Annotated in this window: 14 protein-coding genes; 2 read left to right on the forward strand and 12 right to left on the reverse strand. The window is 74.4% G+C overall.

The annotated features are described in order from the left end of the window. Positions 1 to 20: 20 nt before the first annotated feature. From ACZ51S_RS31515 to ACZ51S_RS31540, 6 genes are read right to left on the reverse strand one after another with little or no spacing between them, the layout of a single operon-like run. Positions 21 to 1247, reverse strand: a complete 1227-nt coding sequence (locus tag ACZ51S_RS31515; protein WP_468962722.1) for an ATP-grasp domain-containing protein — start codon at positions 1245 to 1247, stop codon at positions 21 to 23. A gap of 50 nt (positions 1248 to 1297) precedes the next feature. Beyond that, positions 1298 to 2089, reverse strand: coding sequence for an SDR family NAD(P)-dependent oxidoreductase (locus ACZ51S_RS31520; protein WP_468478401.1), 792 nt, complete (start codon positions 2087 to 2089; stop codon positions 1298 to 1300). A gap of 58 nt (positions 2090 to 2147) precedes the next feature. Beyond that, entirely contained in the window at positions 2148 to 3140 is a 993-nt protein-coding gene (locus tag ACZ51S_RS31525; RefSeq protein ID WP_468962724.1) for an aldo/keto reductase, read from the reverse strand. A 34-nt stretch (positions 3141 to 3174) separates the two neighbouring features. Next, positions 3175 to 4416, reverse strand: a complete 1242-nt coding sequence (locus ACZ51S_RS31530; protein ID WP_468478403.1) for an FAD-binding protein — start codon at positions 4414 to 4416, stop codon at positions 3175 to 3177. After that, complete coding sequence (locus tag ACZ51S_RS31535) at positions 4413 to 5462, reverse strand: polysaccharide deacetylase family protein (protein ID WP_468962726.1); 1050 nt, start codon at positions 5460 to 5462, stop codon at positions 4413 to 4415. Before ACZ51S_RS31535 ends, ACZ51S_RS31530 begins: the two co-directional genes overlap by 4 nt. A gap of 11 nt (positions 5463 to 5473) precedes the next feature. Beyond that, a complete protein-coding gene (locus ACZ51S_RS31540) occupies positions 5474 to 6283 on the reverse strand; it encodes a phytanoyl-CoA dioxygenase family protein (RefSeq protein WP_468962728.1) in 810 nt (269 codons plus the stop codon). A 206-nt stretch (positions 6284 to 6489) separates the two neighbouring features. Between ACZ51S_RS31540 and ACZ51S_RS31545 the strand changes: the two genes are divergently transcribed. Next, positions 6490 to 7740 carry an ATP-binding protein gene (locus ACZ51S_RS31545; protein ID WP_468803878.1) on the forward strand — a complete coding sequence of 417 codons (1251 nt, stop codon included), beginning with the start codon at positions 6490 to 6492 and terminating at the stop codon, positions 7738 to 7740. A gap of 70 nt (positions 7741 to 7810) precedes the next feature. On the opposite strand, the gene ACZ51S_RS31550 is transcribed toward ACZ51S_RS31545, so the two are convergent. Both ACZ51S_RS31550 and ACZ51S_RS31555 read right to left on the reverse strand, forming a co-directional pair. Further along, positions 7811 to 8689, reverse strand: coding sequence for an aminoglycoside phosphotransferase family protein (locus ACZ51S_RS31550; RefSeq protein ID WP_468478407.1), 879 nt, complete (start codon positions 8687 to 8689; stop codon positions 7811 to 7813). A 15-nt stretch (positions 8690 to 8704) separates the two neighbouring features. Then, positions 8705 to 8920 (reverse strand): hypothetical protein, encoded by a 216-nt coding sequence (locus ACZ51S_RS31555; RefSeq protein ID WP_468478408.1) that lies wholly within the window; start codon positions 8918 to 8920, stop codon positions 8705 to 8707. A 302-nt stretch (positions 8921 to 9222) separates the two neighbouring features. Here ACZ51S_RS31555 and ACZ51S_RS31560 point away from each other — a divergent pair, with 302 nt between their 5' ends. Further along, the gene (locus ACZ51S_RS31560; protein ID WP_468478409.1) at positions 9223 to 10473 is read left to right on the forward strand and encodes a helix-turn-helix domain-containing protein; all 1251 of its coding nucleotides are present in this window, start codon (positions 9223 to 9225) and stop codon (positions 10471 to 10473) included. 215 nt (positions 10474 to 10688) lie between these two features. On the opposite strand, the gene ACZ51S_RS31565 is transcribed toward ACZ51S_RS31560, so the two are convergent. The 4 genes from ACZ51S_RS31565 to ACZ51S_RS31580 all read right to left on the reverse strand — a co-directional run bounded on the left by ACZ51S_RS31565 (position 10689) and on the right by ACZ51S_RS31580 (position 16653). After that, positions 10689 to 11720 (reverse strand): alpha/beta hydrolase, encoded by a 1032-nt coding sequence (locus tag ACZ51S_RS31565; protein ID WP_468478410.1) that lies wholly within the window; start codon positions 11718 to 11720, stop codon positions 10689 to 10691. A 15-nt stretch (positions 11721 to 11735) separates the two neighbouring features. After that, positions 11736 to 12155 (reverse strand): RidA family protein, encoded by a 420-nt coding sequence (locus ACZ51S_RS31570; RefSeq protein ID WP_468478411.1) that lies wholly within the window; start codon positions 12153 to 12155, stop codon positions 11736 to 11738. Positions 12156 to 12232: 77 nt separating this feature from the next. After that, positions 12233 to 13405 carry a cytochrome P450 gene (locus ACZ51S_RS31575; RefSeq protein ID WP_468478412.1) on the reverse strand — a complete coding sequence of 391 codons (1173 nt, stop codon included), beginning with the start codon at positions 13403 to 13405 and terminating at the stop codon, positions 12233 to 12235. Continuing rightward, positions 13402 to 16653, reverse strand: coding sequence for an amino acid adenylation domain-containing protein (locus ACZ51S_RS31580; protein ID WP_468962730.1), 3252 nt, complete (start codon positions 16651 to 16653; stop codon positions 13402 to 13404). Before ACZ51S_RS31580 ends, ACZ51S_RS31575 begins: the two co-directional genes overlap by 4 nt. Positions 16654 to 16713: the final 60 nt, after the last annotated feature.

Consider the following 16713-nt stretch of genomic DNA (forward strand, 5'->3'; position numbering starts at 1 on the left):
GGGAAGGGGCTGCGGGCTGCTCAGACGGGCAGGGGCGTGCCGAGCACGGCCGTGGCGTCGGCGAGCTTCAGCAGGCGCGCGTCGATCTCGTCGATGCCGGAGCCGGTGGCGATGACGTATCCGGCGCGGCCCAGGAACTGCCGCGGCGGCAGCCGCAGCTCGGTGCCCGGGTCGCTGACCCGCCGCACCTCGCGCACCCAGGGCTCGCCGGCGAGCGCGGCCGGGACCTCGATGTCCTCGAACGTCAGGTCCTCGGCGGGGTACAGGAAGCGGATGCCGACCAGCTGTTCCGGTGCCGGGATCGGGTCGGGTTCGCGGCCGGTGGCGACCGCGCCGAGGAGCGCCCCGACGGACAGGCCCGGGATCGCGATCTCGGCCAGGCGCGGGATGAGTTCCCCGCCGAGGCGGCCGTTGACCTCGACCACCTTGGGTCCGTCGGCGGTGAGCATCAGCTCGGTGTGGGTGACCGTACGGTCGATGCCCAGCGCCTGGTTGGAGCGGATCACCACCTCGCGGACCGCGGCCTCGGTCTCGCTGTCGAGGACGGTGCCGACGACGTGCGCCACCTCCTCGAAGAACGGCGCGTAGCCGGTGCGCTTCAGCGCGATCGCGTACGGTTCGACCCTGCCGTCGAGCACCCAGCAGTCCACGCTGATCTCCGGGCCGACGAGGAACTCCTCGATGAGGACGAGCCCGTCCTCGATGGCCGCGTTCTCCGAGCTGCGGGCGAAGTCGAACGCCGCGCGCAGTTCGGCCTCGGAGCGGACGATCTGGACCGCGACGCTCGCGGCCCGGCCGCGGGGCTTGACCACCACGGGGTAGCCGATGGCGCCGGCGGCGTCGACCGCCTCGGCGACGGAGCCCGCGAGGTGGAACCGCGCCGACGGTACGCCCGCCTCCTGGAAGCGCTTGCGCTGCTCCGCCTTGTCGCGGCACGCCCGCGCCGCGTCGACCGGCATGGTGGGCACGCCCAGCCGGGCGCCGACGGCGGCGGCCCGCGCGATCAGCATCTCCTCCCAGGTGATGACACCGATGATGCGGTTGTCCGCGGCGAGTTCCTCGGCGGCCGCGAGGACCGCCGCCTCGTCCTGGAGGTCGGCCTCCCGGTAATCGGCCGCGTACGGCAGCTGCCAGTCCAGCGGGCGCTGTCCGATGAGGACGACCCGGTAGTGCTCCGCCAGTCCGCGCAGCGCGTACTCCCGGAAGTGCAGGTAGCCCGAGCCGATGACGAGAACGCTGTCCAGCATGTGCTCACTCCTCATGAGGTCGTGGGGGGCGCGTGCGTTCGCCCGGCGCGTCACCGGGAGGCCCGTTGCGCGTCGACGATGCGCCGGCCGCTGTCGTCCGGGGCGCCCCGCCCCTGGAGCCGGGCGGCGGCGGCCGGGAACTGCACCGACAGGGCGCAGCGCAGCCGCAGCTTGAGCGGCGCGATGTTGATCTCGCCGCGGTCGTGCGTGATGGCCCGGAGCACCGCCGACGCCACCTGGTCCGGTGTGACCGCCCGGGCGCCGCGGGGCAGTGGCGCCCCGGTGCGGGCGAACATGCCCGCCTCCGCGACGAAGCCGGGCTGGACGAGCGACACCCCGACTCCCGAGGGGCGCAGGTCGAGCCGCAGGGCGTGGGCGAAGCCGCGGAGTGCGAACTTCGACGCCGTGTACAGCGACGAGTCCGGGGTGGCGGCCTTCCCCGACATCGACCCCACGAACGCGAGGTGGCCTCGGCCCGCGCCGGTCATCGCCGGTGCGAGGAGCCGGGCCAGGACGACCGCCGAGCGCAGGTTCACGGCCAGGGCGCGGTCGATCTGCTCGGGCGTGTACTCGAGCAGGTCGCCGCTGGCCGGCAGGGCGGCGTTGGCCACGAGGATGCCGGTGCCCTCGCTGGACTTCGCGAGGTGTTCCACGTCGTACGGGTCGGCGAGGTCGGCGGCCACCCACCGGGCGCCGAGCGGGTCGGCGAGGGCGCGCAGCGCGTCCGGGTCGCGGCCGGTCAGGATCAGGTCGGCGCCCGCCCCGGCGAGCCGGGCGGCGAGCGCCCGGCCTATGCCTCCGGTCGCACCGGTGAGGAGGACGGTCTCTCCGGCGATCTTCATCCTGTGGCTCCTGGGAAGGGGTGGGCGGGGGCGGGCGGGGCGGGCGGGTGGTCCGCGGTCACCAGAGGTGGTGCACCTGGGCGCGGATCCGGCGGTCGTACAGCTCGCGCAGCCGCTCGAGGGTCTCCCCGGTCAGCGGTTCCATGGAGCCGACCGCGGCGTTGGACCGGGCCTGGGCGACGGAGGTGGCGCCCGGGATGACGGTGGTGACGCCGTCCTGCTGGGTGACCCAGCGCAGGGCGAGCTGTGCGGGGGTGGCGCCCGCGGGCACTATGCCGGTGAATTCGCCCGCGGCCGCGAGGCCGGTCTCGTAGTCGACGCCGGAGAAGGTCTCGCCGACGTCGAACTGCTCGCCGTGCCGGTTGTAGTTGCGGTGGTCGTCCTCGGCGAAGACGGTGTCGCGCCGGAACTTGCCGGAGAGCAGGCCGGAGGCCAGCGGCACGCGGGCGATGACGCCGACGCCCGCGGCCCGGGCGGCCGGCAGGACCTGTTCCAGCGGCTTGCGCCGGAACACGTTGAGGATGATCTGCACGGAGGCGACGTTCGGCCGGGCGAGGGCGGTCATGGCCTGGGCGCAGGTCTCCACGCTGACGCCGTACGCCGTGATCCGGCCCTCGTCGACCAGTGTGTCCAGGGCGTCGAAGACCGCGTCGGACTCGAACACGGCGTCCGGCGGGGTGTGGAGCTGTACGAGGTCGAGCGTGTCCACCCCGAGGTTCTGCCGGGAGCGGTCGGTCCAGGCGCGGAAGTTGTCGAGGGTGAACGCGCCGAGTTCCTGTGCGCCGCGGCGTCCCAGTTTGGTCGCCACGGTGGGCCGTTCGCCCCGCGAGGTGCGGAACTCCCGCAGGAACCGTCCGATCAGCCGCTCGCTGCGGCCGTCGCCGTAGACGTCGGCGGTGTCGATGAAGTCGACGCCGGCCTCGACGGCCGCGTCGAGGATGGCCCGGACGTCGTGCTCGCCCACATGGGCCCATCCGTCGCCGAACTGCCAGGTGCCGAGCCCGACGACGGAGACCTTCCGCCCGGTCTTGGTCAGTAGTCGCTTTTCCACGCGCGTGCCTTCCGCGATCGCTGGGACAAGGGGGTCACCGGGACCCGGGGGAGAACAGTCCGTCGACGAACGCGTTGGCGAACTTGCCGTCGGGGTCGGACTTCGCCAGCAGGTCCGCGAAATCGCGGGCGCGGCGGTAGCAGGAGCGGATGTCGGCCCCGGTCATGGCCGTGAGCTTCGCCCAGTGGGGCCGTGCTCCCAGCGGGGCCAGGAGCTCTTCCACGGCGTCGATCACCGGCCGTACGCGGGCGGCGTCCTTGATCCAGGTGAAGTGGAAGGCCACCGAGTCCCGTTCGTACGCCGGGCTCAGCCACAGGTCGTCGCCGCGCACGGTCCGGACCTCGGCCACGTGCAGGGCGGGTCCCAGGAGGGCGCCGATCCCGCGCAGCGCGTCGAACGCGGCCGGGGCGGCGGCGCGCGGCAGGAAGTACTCCGACTGCAGTTCGTCGCCGGTGTCCGGGGTGGCGCCGGGGCGGAAGTGCGGCAGCCGCAGGTGCCAGGGGCCCGGGACGCCCAGCTGGGCCGTGCAGGGGGCCGGGTCGGCCCCGGGGACCGGGTGCAGCGGTCCGGGCGCGGGGGTCCCGAGGTCCAGTTCGGTGACGGGGTGGTCGGTGCGGCGCTTGAGCCACACGGACGCGTCGTCCCCCCACGTGGTGAACACGCTGACGCTGTACGCGGCGCCGGCGACTTCGTCGAAGCGGTCCCGGATGTCGTCGAGCGGCACCGCCGCCCGCACCGACTGGGCCACGTCGAACGCCGGCTCGATCTCCAGGGTGATCCGGGTGGCGACGCCCAGCGCCCCGAGGGAGACCACCGATCCGGCGAAGGTGTCGTGGTCCACGTCGCGGCGCAGCTCGACCAGGTCGCCTTCGGGGCCGACCAGTTCCAGGCCGGTGACGGCCGCCGACAGGCTGCGCCGGCCGTCGCCGGAGCCGTGGGTGCCGGTGGCGGTCGCCCCCGCGACGGAGAGGTCCGGCAGGGAGGCGAGGTTCGCCAGTGCGTGGCCTGCCCGGTGCAGTGCGGTGGCCACGTCGGCGTACCGCATTCCGGCGGTCACCGTGGCGGTGCCGGCCGCGGTGTCGATGTCCACGGCCGGGGGCAGCCCGTCGAGCCGGACGAGGCCGCCCGCGGTCGCCAGGACGCCGCTGAAGGAGTGGCCGGCGCCGAGTGCGCGGACCCGTTCGCTGCCGGCGACGATACGGCGCAGTTCGTCGACGGAGCGGGGCCGCGCGATCGGGGCCGTACCGAGGTCGATGGTGTTCGCCCAGTTCCTCATGGGGCCGCCACCAGCCCGGGCCGGGTCCGCGCGATCATGTCGTCGGCCCGTACGAACGTGTAGCCGCGCTCCAGGAGTCCTTCGATGATCGGCGGGAGCGAGGCCACGGTGGGCGAGCGGTCGCCGCCGCCGTCGTGGAGGAGGATCACGGAGCCCGGCCGGACCTCGGCCAGTACGTCGCGCGCGATGGCGTCGGCCTGCCGCAGGGCCCAGTCGTCGGGCGCGACGTCCCACAGAACGGTGGTGGCGTCGATGTCCGTGAGCCAGTCCAGCACCTGCGGCGTCCGCGCTCCGTACGGGGGCCGGAACAGGCGGGGTGCCTCGCCGCCGCTCGCGTCGGCGATCGCCTCCGCGGTGCGGTTGATCTGTTCGGCCAGCTGGGGCCGGGTCAGCTCGGGCAGGAAGGGGTGTGACCAGGTGTGGTTGCCGATGGCGTGGCCCTGTTCGCGCATCCGGGCCAGGTCCTCGGAGAACCCGCCCGCGTTGATCCCGACGCAGAAGAAGGTCGCCGGGACGCCGTAGCGCTCCAGGACGTCGAGGATCTGTCCGGTCCAGGGCGGCAGCGGTCCGTCGTCGAAGGTGAGCGCGACCTCGCGGTGTTCGCGGCTGCCGTGGCTGAAGAGGCGGCCCGCCAGGTGCTGCTCGCGGTCCGCGCCGGCCGAGGAGGCGATCTGTGCGGCCAGTTCCTCCTCGCGGCCGGTCTGGGTGCCGCGGTGGGCCTCCAGCCGTACCAGGCCCCGTCCGCCGCGCAGGCTCGCGAGGGCCAGTTCCTCCGCCGGGACGGAGCCCAGCAGCGGCCGGTCCGGCAGCAGCCAGGGATCGGCCCGGTGCACGCGCAGTCCGGCCGCCATCATGCGGCCGTCCAGGGTGCCGTTGGTGCTCTCCACGACGATCCCGAGCCGGTCGCCGAGCTCGCGCAGCCGCGCGATCAGCTCGTCCGCCCGGTGCGGGGGGTAGTCGCCGGGCACGGGGACGCGGTGGCCGTCGGGGCCGACCACGGCGAGGCGGTATCCGCCCGCGTGCCATGAGATTCCCGCGTGCAGCATGTGGTCCTCCCTCACTCGGGCCGGGAGTACTCGCCGAAGTGGTGCTCGGCGAAGAGGTCGGGCCAGTCCGCGCCGGCGAGCCCGAGCCGGCGAGCCCGCCGCAGCATCTCCCGCCAGTACGGCTTGACCGGCGGCCACAGCGCGCCCGCCTCGCAGTAGGAGGCGTCGACGAAGTAGCGCGGGCGGCCCGGGAACTGGGGCTTCGCCCGGCGGGCGTGGAAGAGGGCGGAGTGCAGCAGCACGGTCGAGCCGGCCGGCAGCTCCTCGAGGTACACCTCGCCGGGCAGCACGTCGGTGCCCAGGTGGGCGCGCGCCGTCTTGTGCGCCACCTCGAGGTGCGATCCGGGCAGGACGGCCAGTCCGGCCATGTCCGGGTCGATGCCGTCGAGGTAGTGCAGCGCGTGGACCATCGTGTCGGTCCGGCGCGTGGCGGAGCGCTGCTCGTAGTCGTGGTGCCACGCCTTGCCGGGGAGGTCGGGGGCGTGCCGGTCGCTGTGCATGTGGTGGAAGCCGAACCCCGGGCCGAGCAGCTGTCCGACCACCTCCAGCAGCGGTGCGTGGGCGAGGAGTTCGCCGTGTCCGGGGAGGTCGAGCTCCAGGACGTCCGGCACCCCGTGGGTGGCGTAGTCGAGTACGGACGCGATGGACCGGGCCCGCAGTCCGGTGTCGACCCAGGTGTCGACCTCCTGTTTGACCCGGGTCACCAGATCGTCCGGGAGGAAGCCTGGCAGGACGAGGAAACCGGACCGTTCGAACTGGGCCCTCTGCGTGTCGTCGAGTTCGGGCAGCCGGGTGGGGGTGTGCAACGTCTGCACGGACATGGGTGAGAGCTCCGTTCTTCATTGATGAACTGGCCGGTCGCGCGCCCGGGGACACGACGGGGTGTCAGGCGATCTGGGGCGACCGGATGCTTCGGCTCAATCGAGCGGCTCTATCCGAAAAGAGTGACAGACGTTGCCTAGTCGGTCAATAATCTTGGCAACTAACATTGCCGCATCTGGCAACTGAATGCTCCGACGGAGGCAGCATGCGAGCTGATCACCCCCTGGTCGTCCTGGTCGACGCGTACGGCACGGGCAGGCACCTACGGGCGGCCTTCGCCGGACTCGGCGCCGAGGTCGTGCACCTTTTCAGCACCCCCGAACCCCTGGAGTACCTGAAGGCGCCGGACCTGGGCGGCTACGCGGCGGCCCTGGTCGCCGCCGGCCCCGCCGAGACCGCCCGGCAGCTCGCCGCACTGCGCCCGGCGGCCGTGGTGGCCGGGCAGGAGCCCGGCGTACCGCTCGCCGACCTGCTGTCCGAGATGCTCGGGCTGCCGACCAACGGATCCGCCCTGTCGGCGGCGCGCCGCGACAAGTACGAGATGATCGAAGCCGTCCGCAAGGCCGGCGTGCGCTGCGCCCGCCAGTTCCGGTCCGACGACGTCGACGCCCTCGTCGCCTGGGCGCGCGAGCAGGGCGGCCGGCCGGTCGTGGTCAAGCCGCTGGCCGCCTCCGGCTCCCAGGGCGTGTCCATCTGCGCCGACCCGTCCCAGGTGCGCGACGCCGCCGAGGCGATTCTCGGCACCGTCACCATGTACGGCGAGACCAACGCCGAGGTCCTTGCGCAGTCCTACCTGGAGGGCACCGAGTACATCGTGGACACCGTCTCCTGCCGCCGGGCGCGCTACGACGCCGGTGTGTGGCGCTGCGACAAGCGGCGCCGCGGTGCCCGCAACATCCCCCACCGGGCCCTGCTCGTCGCGCCGGACGACCCGGTGGTCGCCGAGCTGACCGCCTACACCCACGACGTGCTGGACGCCCTCGGCATCGAGTTCGGCGCCGCGCACGCCGAGGTGATGATGACGGCCGAGGGGCCCGCGCTCGTCGAGATCGGCGCCCGCATGAACGGGACGATGAACCCGGACTTCGACGCCCGGAACTTCGGCGCCGACCAGGCCCGGGCGAGCGCGCTCGCCTGGCTGCGGCCGGACGCGTTCGCCGAGGAGTTCGCCGGCCGTACCTACCGCAAGCTCCGGGAGGGGTTCGTGTACCACGTGGCCACCGGCCTCGCCGGGGTCGTGGAGTCCGTGGACGCGTCGGTCCTGGCGGAGATCGAGGGGGTGGAGTCCGTCCGGGCGGTCACGGTGAAGCCGGGCCCGGGCGACCGGCTCCGGCCCACCGTCGACCTGCCGTCCAGCCCGCTCACCGTGCACATGGCCCATGCCGACGCGGCCGCCCTGGCCCGCGACCAGGCCCGGGTCCTGGCGCTGTCCGAGGAGGTGTTCCGGCTCGCGTAGCCGCCGCGGGAACACAGCGGGAGGGGGCGGGCGCGACCGTGTCGCGCCCGCCCCCTCCGGTACAGCGGCCTCAGCCCGCGAGCACCTGCCGGATCACATGGCGGGCGTTCGCGGAGATGACCGGGTTCGTCCCGCGGTAGTAGGGCAACTGGACGAGGGCCATGGACAGCGCCCAGCCCCGGCCGCGGGCCCAGGAGGCGTCGTCGGTGTCCACGGCCTCGCGGAAGACCCGCCGCGCGGGGGACGGCAGCAGGTTCCACGCCGGGATCAGGTCCACGGCGGGGTCGCCGAGGCCCGCGGTGCCGAAGTCGATCACCGCGGCCAGCCGTCCGCCGGAGCCGAGCAGGTTGCTCGGCATGAGGTCGGAGTGGATCCACCGCGGCTCCCCGGACCACGCGGGGGCGGCGAGCGCCTCCTCCCACGCGGCGAGGGCCGCACCGGCGTCGAACGGCTCGTCCGTGCGCCGCAGTTCCTCGATCGCGGCACGGGTCTCCGCGTCGGCGGCGGCCAGCGGCCGGCCCCGGTGGGCCCGGGGTCCCTCGCCGGGATCCACCCCGCGCAGCGCGGTGACGAACGCCGCGAGATCCCGGGCGAGCCGGCCGGGATCCTCCACCCGGCCCTCGAGCAGCACCTCGCCCTCGATCCACCGGTGGACGGCCCACCCCCACGGGTAACCCTCGGCGGCCCGGCCCAGCCCGACGACCTCCGGGACGGGCACGGGCACCAGGGGCGCGAGCCGCGGCAGCCAGTGGGCCTCCCGCTCCAGCGTTCCGGCGCCGCCCTCGGTGAGCGGCAGCCGGACGGTCAGCCCGGTGCCGACCCGGTAGATCGCGTTGACGGTGCCGCCGGACTCCAGGCGCCGTACCGGCAGGCCGGCCCACTGGGGGAACTGCCCGCGGAGCAGCCGCCGGACGAGGTCCTCGTCGGTCCGCGCTTCGTCTGCGTGCATCGTGGCCATGGGTCGTCAGGGCCAGTCGATGACGCCGGTGCCGCCGTCCCGGGTGCCGGTGGGGGCGGTGGGTCCCGCGGGCCAGTCGATGCCGTCGCCCTGCCCGGCGCCGACGACCCGGACGGAGGGTTCGGCGGGCCAGTCGATGCCGGGGTCGGCGGTAGTGGCGACGGTGGCCGCAGCGACGGAGAGCAGGGCTGCGGCGGAGGTGACGAGGATGCTTTTACGCATGAACGGCTCCGAACGAGGATCCCGTGATCGCGGGATCGGGGATGTGGGAGGTACTCGAGGTCCGCTTGAAGCGGCTCGGCCTCGATCAACCTAAAACGGCCGACTCTCGATGGCAAGTCGATTTGCCAAAGGTTGCCAAAGGTTCTTGCGGGCTTCACAGGGGGTGCACAGCGGTCTGCGGGGCCGCAAGGCACGCGTTCGGCAAATAATTTGCCTGCGCGTGCGGGGAGCGCTACGATGCCCTCCAAAGCGTTGGCGGGCGCGATCAGGGTTGTATTCCGAGAATTGATTGCAGGACTCACATGACAGACGAGTCGTCTTTCGGCGCGCGCCTCAAGGCTTTGAGGCTCCAACGGGGTCTCTCCCAGGCCTCGCTGGCCGGCGAGGAGATCTCCACCGGCTATTTGTCCCGCCTCGAGTCGGGCGCGCGGCAACCCACCGAGCGGGTGATCACCTACCTCGCCAAACAGCTGGGCGTGGACCGTCTCGCCTTCGACGCCCTGCCCGCCGCCGGCACCACCCCCGGCGGCAGCTCGCTGACGCAGGCGCTGAGCATCGCCGCCTCCTCCGACACTGACGAGTCCGTCGAGCAGCTCATCGACGTGCTCGCGGCCTCCGGGGCGGAGGATCCGCTCCTGCGCTGGCAGGCCCTGTGGGTGATCGCGGGGTACCGGTCCCGTCACGGCGAGCGCGCCGAGGAACAGGCCTGCCTGGAGGAGCTGGCCGCAGTGGCCGAGGAGCTCTCGCTGCCGGCGCTGCAGTGCCGGTCCGGCACCCAGCTGGCGCGGTGTCTGCGCTCGGTCGGCCAGATCGCCCGGGCACTCGAACTCGCCGAGAACGCCTACCGCGTCGCCAAGGACGCCGGCCTCTCCGTCGCCGACACCGGCACCGCCCTGCTGGCGCTGGTATCGGCCGAGGCGGAGTCCGGCCGTCTGACCGAAGCCCGGGCGCACGCCCGGGAACTGGTCGAACTGGTGGCGGGCAGGTCGGACGCGCTGCGCGCCGAGGCCCTGTGGTCGGCGGCCACCGTCTGCTCCCGTCAGGGGGACGACGAGGCGGTCCACGCATACCTGGAACAGGCCATGCAGGCGCTCGACAGCCGTGTCGACCCGATTCTGTGGGCGCGGCTCAGACTCGCCGCGGCCTCGCTGTACCTCCAGTCCAGACCCGCGCTCACCGAGCAGGCCCGCACCTGCCTGACGCAGGCCGAGGCGGCGCTCGCGCTCATCGGCACCCCCGTCCAGCAGCAGGAACTGCTGGTGCTCCAGGCGCACCTCGCGTTCGAGGAGGGCCGTTACGCGGACGCCCGCGCCGCCCACGGCCGGCTGGACTTCGACAACCTGCGCCTGACCTACCGCGACCGGATCCGGCTCCAGACGCTCGACAGCCTGCTGCTGATCGTCGAGGGCCACCAGCAGGAGGGCCGCGCCCGGCTGAAGCAGCTGGGCGAGGAGGCCCGCCGCGCCTCGAACATGGACCTCGCCGCCGAGATCTGGCGGGTCCTGGCCGAAACGCTGGAGAACGCCGAACGGGCGGGCGCCGCCGGCCGCTGACCGGCCGCACCGCCGCCCACCGGCGGACGCACCGCCCGTCCGCCCGTACACGCCGCATGCCCCGGGGGCCTGGCCCGAGCCAGGCCCCCGGGGCATGCCGGTCACCGTCTGTTCGGCGAGCCGACCGAGGACGTCCCGCCGCGCCTGGACCCGGCCGCCGACGTGGGCGGCTTCCCGTAGCCGCGCCGCACCGTGGTGAAGGAGCGGCGCTGATCTCAGCCCGCCAGTACGCGGCGCATCCACGCCACCCGCGCCCGGTGCGCGGCCTTCGAGACGGCCGCGTCCGGGACCCACTCGTCGAAGCTGTGGAACGCCCCCGACCACACGTGGAGTTCGGCCGAGCCGCCGGTCTGCCAGATGCGGGACGCGTAGGTGATGCCCTCGTCGCGCAGCGCCTCCACGGAACCGACCTCGATGAAGGCGGGGGGAAGTCCGGACAGGTCCTCGGCCCGGCCCGGAGCCGCGTAGCAGGAGACGCCCGGCGTGCCGCGCCGCTCGCCCAGCAGGGCCGTCCACCCCGCCCGGTTGGACTCGCCGTCCCACAGCCCCACGCGCGCCATCTGCCCGGCGGAGAACGTGCCGCACCGGTCGTCGAGCATCGGGAACTGCAGTACCTGGCCGACCGGGCGCGGGCCGGAGCGGTCCCGCGCCAGCAGCGCGAGGCCCGCGGCGAGGGCCCCGCCGGCGCTGTTGCCGCTGAGGAAGACGCGGTCCGCATCGAGGCCGAGGCCTTCGGCGTGCTCCGCCAGCCAGCACAGCCCGGCGTAGCAGTCCTCCACCGGCGCCGGGTCCGGGTGCTCCGGGGCCAGCCGGTACTCGACGGAGACCACCGCCGCCCCCAGGTCCTGGGCGCGGTCCAGTTCGCCGAGCAGTTCGGTGCTGCGGTGGCTGCCGGCCACCATGCCGCCGCCGTGGGTGTGGTAGATGACCGGTACGGGCCCCGGGGCCGACGCCGGGCGGCAGATCAGCAGGGTGATCGCGGGGGCGCCGGCCGGGCCGGGCACCGTACGCTCCTCGGTCTCGAACGCCCCGCCGCGGCGTATGCGTTCGTCGCTCAGCCGCCCCTCGGCGGAACGGCGGCGCCGGTCCGGGATCAGCTCGGGGGTCAGGGGCATGGGGAGCTCGCCGAGGATCCGGCCGATCGGCCCGGCCAGCTCGGCGTCGAAGGGCGGCGGCGGGGCCTGCAGCCCGGCGTCCCGGAGGGACGCGGAGACGGAGGCGGCGGAGGGGGAGGTGGTGGGAGTCATGGTGTCTCTTCCGGTCTACTCGACGGGCAGCAGGGCGAGGGCGTCCACCTCGAGCAGCAGATCGGGGCGGTAGAGCGCCACGATCTGGACCACCGTGCTCGCCGGCGGGCGCTCGGTGTCGATGAACTCGTCGCGCGCGGCCAGGATCTGGGGGACGGAGGCGATGTCGGTGACGAAGTAGGTCAGCTTGATGACGTCGTCGAACGTGGCTCCGGCGGCGGCGAGGCAGCGCTCCATGTTGGTGAAGACCTGCCGGGCCTGGGCCGCGGGGTCCCCGGGGCCGACGAGTTCGCCGTCGGCGTCGAACGGCATCTGGCCGGCGATCGCGGCGACCCGCCCCGGCCCGGTGACCACATGGGTGTACCCGGAGCTGGGGGCGACCCCGGCGGGGTGCGACAGGTGTACGAGGCCGGGCCGTTCCTTCTTGTCCGTCATGTCTTCACTCCTGGACGGGTCGTGGGTGTGCGTGGTCGGTCGGGACGGGGGCGGGGGCGTCGCGGCCGCGGTGGCCGTCACTTGGCGGTGAGGCGCACCGGCAGCGTCTCGGGGCCGCCCACCTCGATGGACCGCAGCCGCCGTACGGGGCCGTTCTGCTCGATCCGGCCCACGGTGTCGAGCAGCTCGGTGAACAGGACGCGCATCTCGGCCCTGGCCAGCGTGCTGCCGATGCAGAAGTGCTCCCCGGCGGCCAGGGCGATGTGCCGGTTCGGGCCGCGGGTGATGTCGAAGAGGTACGGATCGGTGAACACGTCCTCGTCGCGGTTGGCCGAGGGCAGCCACAGGGCGACGCGGTCGCCGGCCTCGATGCGCGTGCCCCGGACCTCCACGGTGCGGGTGGCGACCCGCATGCTGTGCGTCGCGCTGGAGGTCCAGCGCAGGACCTCCTCGATGGCGCCGGGCATCAGGGCGCGGTCGACGGCCAGCCGCCGCCACTGGTCCGGGTGCTCCAGGAAGGCCTGCATCCCCCCGATCAGGGCCAGCCGGCCGTTCTCGGTGGCCCCGATGAGGTTCTCGCAGTTGAAGACCGCCTCCTCCTCGGTCAGCAGCTCCCCGTCCACGGTGCCGTTGACGAGGGCGCTCACCAGGTCGTCGGCGGGCTCCTCCATCCGCTGGTAGAGCAGTTCCATGAAGTACTCGACGAGCCGGGGGTGCGAGACCAGGGACGCGTGGGCCGCGAACGCCTCGTTCGTCCACCGGTACAGGTCCTCGTGGTCCCGCTCGGGGATGCCCAGGACGTGGCAGATCACCGACAGGGACAGCCGTCCCGCCACGTCGTCCGCGAAATCGCAGCTGCCCAGTTCCAGGGCCCGGCCGAGGACGCTGCGCGTCGCCGCCCGGATCCAGCCCTCCAGGCCCCGTACGGCACGGGTGTTGAACCAGTCCGCCATCAGCCCGCGCAGCTGCTTGTGCCGCGGGGCGTCGGTCAGGGCGAGCGTCATGCCGCCGCCCGGGTCGTCGCCGGGGCGCAGCAGTACACCGCGCGCCGAGCTGAAGGCCGCGGCGTCCCGGTACACCGACCGGATGTCCTCGTGCCGGGTCAGCGACCAGAACGCGGGGAGCTCCGCCGCCTCGTGGCGGTACACCGGGGCGTGCGCGCGCATCCACCGCCACACGGCGTGCGGATCACCGCTCGCGTGGAGTCCGGGATCGGTCAGCAGGGCGGGCGATACGGCGGTGGTCGTCATGGGGTGACTCCTGGGACGAGGGCTTCCGGGGCGAGGGCTTGCCGGGCGAGGGCTTCGGGGGTGAGGGCGCGCACCCGCTCCGCGAAGCGCTTGGCGACCTCCCGCGCGGTGCTCTCCGCGACGGCGTCGGGCCTGAAGGCGGTGTGGACGAGCAGCCCGCCGTCGTCCGCGGGCCACAGCTCGGTGTGCAGTTCGAGGGGCAGGTCCAGATAGGGCTGGCGCAGCAAGGTGGTCCTCGCGCCGACGAGTTCCAGCCTCGGCGGGACGTTGTCCTGGCAGGCGAAGAGGGTCTGGTACAGCGGGGGCCGGCCGTCGCGCGGCGGATCCACCAGCGCCAGGACGTCCGGGAACGGCACGTCCTGCGCGGCGAAGGCGCGGGCGGTGGTCCCGGCGACCCGCGCGACCGCGGGGCCGTCGCCGTCCAGGGCGTCCCCGCGCAGCCGCAGGGCCAGCATGTTGATGTGGCATCCGACGGCGCGTTCCAGCTCCGCGCCGTCGCGCTGGGCCACAGGGACGCCGACGGCGAAGTCCCGCTGCCCGGTCGCCTCGGACAGGCCGGCCGCCCACAGGGAGAGCAGGACCACGAAACGGGTGACCCCCGCCGCGGCGGCCGCGGCGTCGGCCCCGGCCACCGCCTGCGCGTCCAGTACGGTCTCGACGAGCCCCGGTGCCCCCGCCTGCCGCGGCTCGGGCCCGGTCGGCCACCTCATCGCCGGTACGTCCGCCAGCTCGGCCCGCAGCCGGGCGTGGTGGGTCTCCACCGCGGCCTCCCGCAGGTGTGCCCGGCGCTGCCGGTGCACCGCGGCCAGGGTCGGGCGGGGGCCCAGTACGGGGGTGCCGGTGGCCACCGCCGTGCGGTAGGCGGCGCTCAGGTCCTCGGCGAGGACGGCCTCGGACCAGCCGTCGAAGGCGACGTGGTGCACCACGCAGCCGAAGACGGCGGTGGCGGCGTCCGGCTCCGGGCCGGTGACGGGGATCAGGACGGTGCGCCACACCTCGCCGGCGTCGGGGGCCAGTTCCCCGGCGAGCTCGGCGCGGGCGGCGCGGGCCGCCGCGGCGACGGACTCGCGGGCGGGCAGGACCTCCAGGGGCGGCGGGGGGACGTCCACGAGTTCCGCGGCGGGCCGCGGGTCGAGGACGTACGCGGCGCGCAGGGCCTCGTGGCTCCGGTGCACCTCGGCGACGGCCGCCTCCAGGGCGGCGCGGTCCAGCCGGCCCTCGACCGCCCAGGTCATCAGGCAGTGCCCCGTACGGTCCGCCGGGTCCAGCAACCGGGGGGTGAGGTACACCAGCTGCATGGCGGACAGCGGCGTGCCGGCGGGAACCGCCTCCGGCTCCCGCTCCGGCTCCCGGTCCGGCGCGGCGGCCAGCCGGCGGGCGAGGCCCGAGGCCGTGGGGTGCTGGTACAGCCAGGAGACCGGGACCGGCCGGGACAGGGCGGCGCCGAGCCGTGCGCAGAGCCGGCCCGCGCCGAGGGAGGTCCCGCCGAGGTGGACGAACGGCACGTCGAGGGGGACCGCGTCGAGTTCCAGGACGGAGGCGAAGCACTCCGCGACGGCCCGCAGCACGGGATCGCGCAGCTCGGCGGGACGGATACCGGGCTGGACGCCGGGCCGCGCCGGGTGCGCCGCCTCCGGCGACGGCCCGCCGGGGGCAGCCGGCCCGCCGGAGGCAGCCGGTCCGACCGCACCGGCCAGCGCCAGCAGGGCCCGCTCGTCCAGCTTGCCCCGCGCGGTGACGGGGAAGGCGTCGACACTGACCAGCGCGGCGGGCCGCTGGTAGGGGACCAGGGCCCCGGCCAGCACGTCGCGTGCGCCGTCCAGCGGGTCCCCCGGCCGCACCGGCACGCAGAACGCGACCAGTTCGAGCTCGCCGCGGGCGGCGTCGCCGCGCGCCAGAACCCGGCAGTGCCGCACGGCGGGCAGGAGCCGCTCCACCTGTCGCTCGACCTCGGCCGGCTCGACGCGGTGGCCCCGGATCTTCAGCTGCCGGTCGGCCCGGCCCTGGTAGTGCAGCAGGCCGTCCCGGTCCCAGCGGCCGAGGTCGCCGGTGCGGTAGACGCGCACCTCCTGCCCGTCGATCCGTACGCCGGTGAACTTCCGGGCGGTCAGGGCCCCGTCGCCCAGGTAGCCGAGTGCCAGTCCGTCACCCGCGAGGCAGATCTCGCCGGTCTCGCCGACCGCACACGGCCGGCTCCCGTCCAGGACGTGGACCCGCGTGCCGGGCACCGGGCGGCCGAGGGGGATGCCGCCGGGGAGGTCGCAGTCGGCTTCCGTGACGCGGTGCGTGGTGGCGAAGACCGTGGATTCGACCGGCCCGTAGCCGTTGAGGAGCGCGATGCCGGGGTGCCGGCGCAGGAACCGGCGGACGTGGCCGGCCGAGAGCCGTTCCCCGCCGATCGCCACCTGGCGCAGGCCGTGGAAGGCGTCCGGGGCCTCGTCCACGATCATGTTGAACAGGCTGCTGGTCAGCCAGACGGTGTCCGCGCCGTGCCGGGACACGGCCTCGGCCAGGGCGGCGGGCGACAGGTAGGGGTCGGTCACGATCACCGAGGTGCCGCCGTTCAGCAGCACCGCCCACAGTTCGAGCGAGAAGGCGTCCCAGGGGGTGGCGGCGGCCAGCGGCATCACCGTGGCGGTGGTGAACTCGGCGAAGGTGCCCGGCTGGAAGAGGCGGGCGGTCGCCCGGTGCGGGCTGAGCACGCCCTTGGGCCGGCCGGTGGTCCCGGAGGTGAAGAAGACACACGCCGGATCGCCGGCGTCGACGGCCACGGGCGTGAAGCCGGCGGGGCCCGCCGGCCGCACGGTCCCGGTCCCGGCCGTCCGACGGGCCGGCGGTGACCAGAGGGGCGGCGTGGCGCCGTGCGGCACGTCCCGGCCGTCGCGGGCGATGAGGAGGGGCGGCCGCAGGTCGCGCAGCACGTCCCGCAGCCGGTCCGCGGGCCAGTCGGGGGGCAGCAGGGCGTAGGCCGCCCCGGTCTTCAGGACCGCGAGGAGCGCGGTGACCAGCTCCGTGCTCCTGGGCAGCAGTACGGGCACCAGCGCGCCGGGGGTGACCCCCGCGGCGACGAGCCCCGCGGCCCAGGCGTCGGCCTGCGCGTCGAGTTCGGCGTACGTGGTGGTGCGGTCCCCCTCGACGAGGGCGACGGCCCCCGGGCGCTGTGCCGCCCTGCGGGCGAACGCCTCGTGCAGTCCCCCGCCGGGCGCCGTGTTGCGCGGGCCGGCGGTCCACTTCGGGTCTGGTCGCACGCCGTCCTCTCCCCTCTGTTCCGGCTAACCGCCTGTCAGACAAGTCGATGACAAGGACAT

It is taken from the genome of Streptomyces sp. NPDC034043 (genome assembly GCF_055575675.1).

Excerpts from the sequence above, each read along its gene's own strand:
- ACZ51S_RS31515 (WP_468962722.1), bottom strand. The coding sequence starts at position 1,247 with ATGCTGGACAGCGTTCTCGTCATCGGCTCGGGCTACCTGCACTTCCGG.
- ACZ51S_RS31520 (WP_468478401.1), bottom strand. The coding sequence starts at position 2,089 with ATGAAGATCGCCGGAGAGACCGTCCTCCTCACCGGTGCGACCGGAGGC.
- ACZ51S_RS31530 (WP_468478403.1), bottom strand. The coding sequence starts at position 4,416 with ATGAGGAACTGGGCGAACACCATCGACCTCGGTACGGCCCCGATCGCG.
- ACZ51S_RS31535 (WP_468962726.1), bottom strand. The coding sequence starts at position 5,462 with ATGCTGCACGCGGGAATCTCATGGCACGCGGGCGGATACCGCCTCGCC.
- ACZ51S_RS31540 (WP_468962728.1), bottom strand. The coding sequence starts at position 6,283 with ATGTCCGTGCAGACGTTGCACACCCCCACCCGGCTGCCCGAACTCGAC.
- ACZ51S_RS31545 (WP_468803878.1), top strand. The coding sequence starts at position 6,490 with ATGCGAGCTGATCACCCCCTGGTCGTCCTGGTCGACGCGTACGGCACG.
- ACZ51S_RS31550 (WP_468478407.1), bottom strand. The coding sequence starts at position 8,689 with ATGCACGCAGACGAAGCGCGGACCGACGAGGACCTCGTCCGGCGGCTG.
- ACZ51S_RS31555 (WP_468478408.1), bottom strand. The coding sequence starts at position 8,920 with ATGCGTAAAAGCATCCTCGTCACCTCCGCCGCAGCCCTGCTCTCCGTC.
- ACZ51S_RS31560 (WP_468478409.1), top strand. The coding sequence starts at position 9,223 with ATGACAGACGAGTCGTCTTTCGGCGCGCGCCTCAAGGCTTTGAGGCTC.
- ACZ51S_RS31565 (WP_468478410.1), bottom strand. The coding sequence starts at position 11,720 with ATGACTCCCACCACCTCCCCCTCCGCCGCCTCCGTCTCCGCGTCCCTC.
- ACZ51S_RS31570 (WP_468478411.1), bottom strand. The coding sequence starts at position 12,155 with ATGACGGACAAGAAGGAACGGCCCGGCCTCGTACACCTGTCGCACCCC.
- ACZ51S_RS31575 (WP_468478412.1), bottom strand. The coding sequence starts at position 13,405 with ATGACGACCACCGCCGTATCGCCCGCCCTGCTGACCGATCCCGGACTC.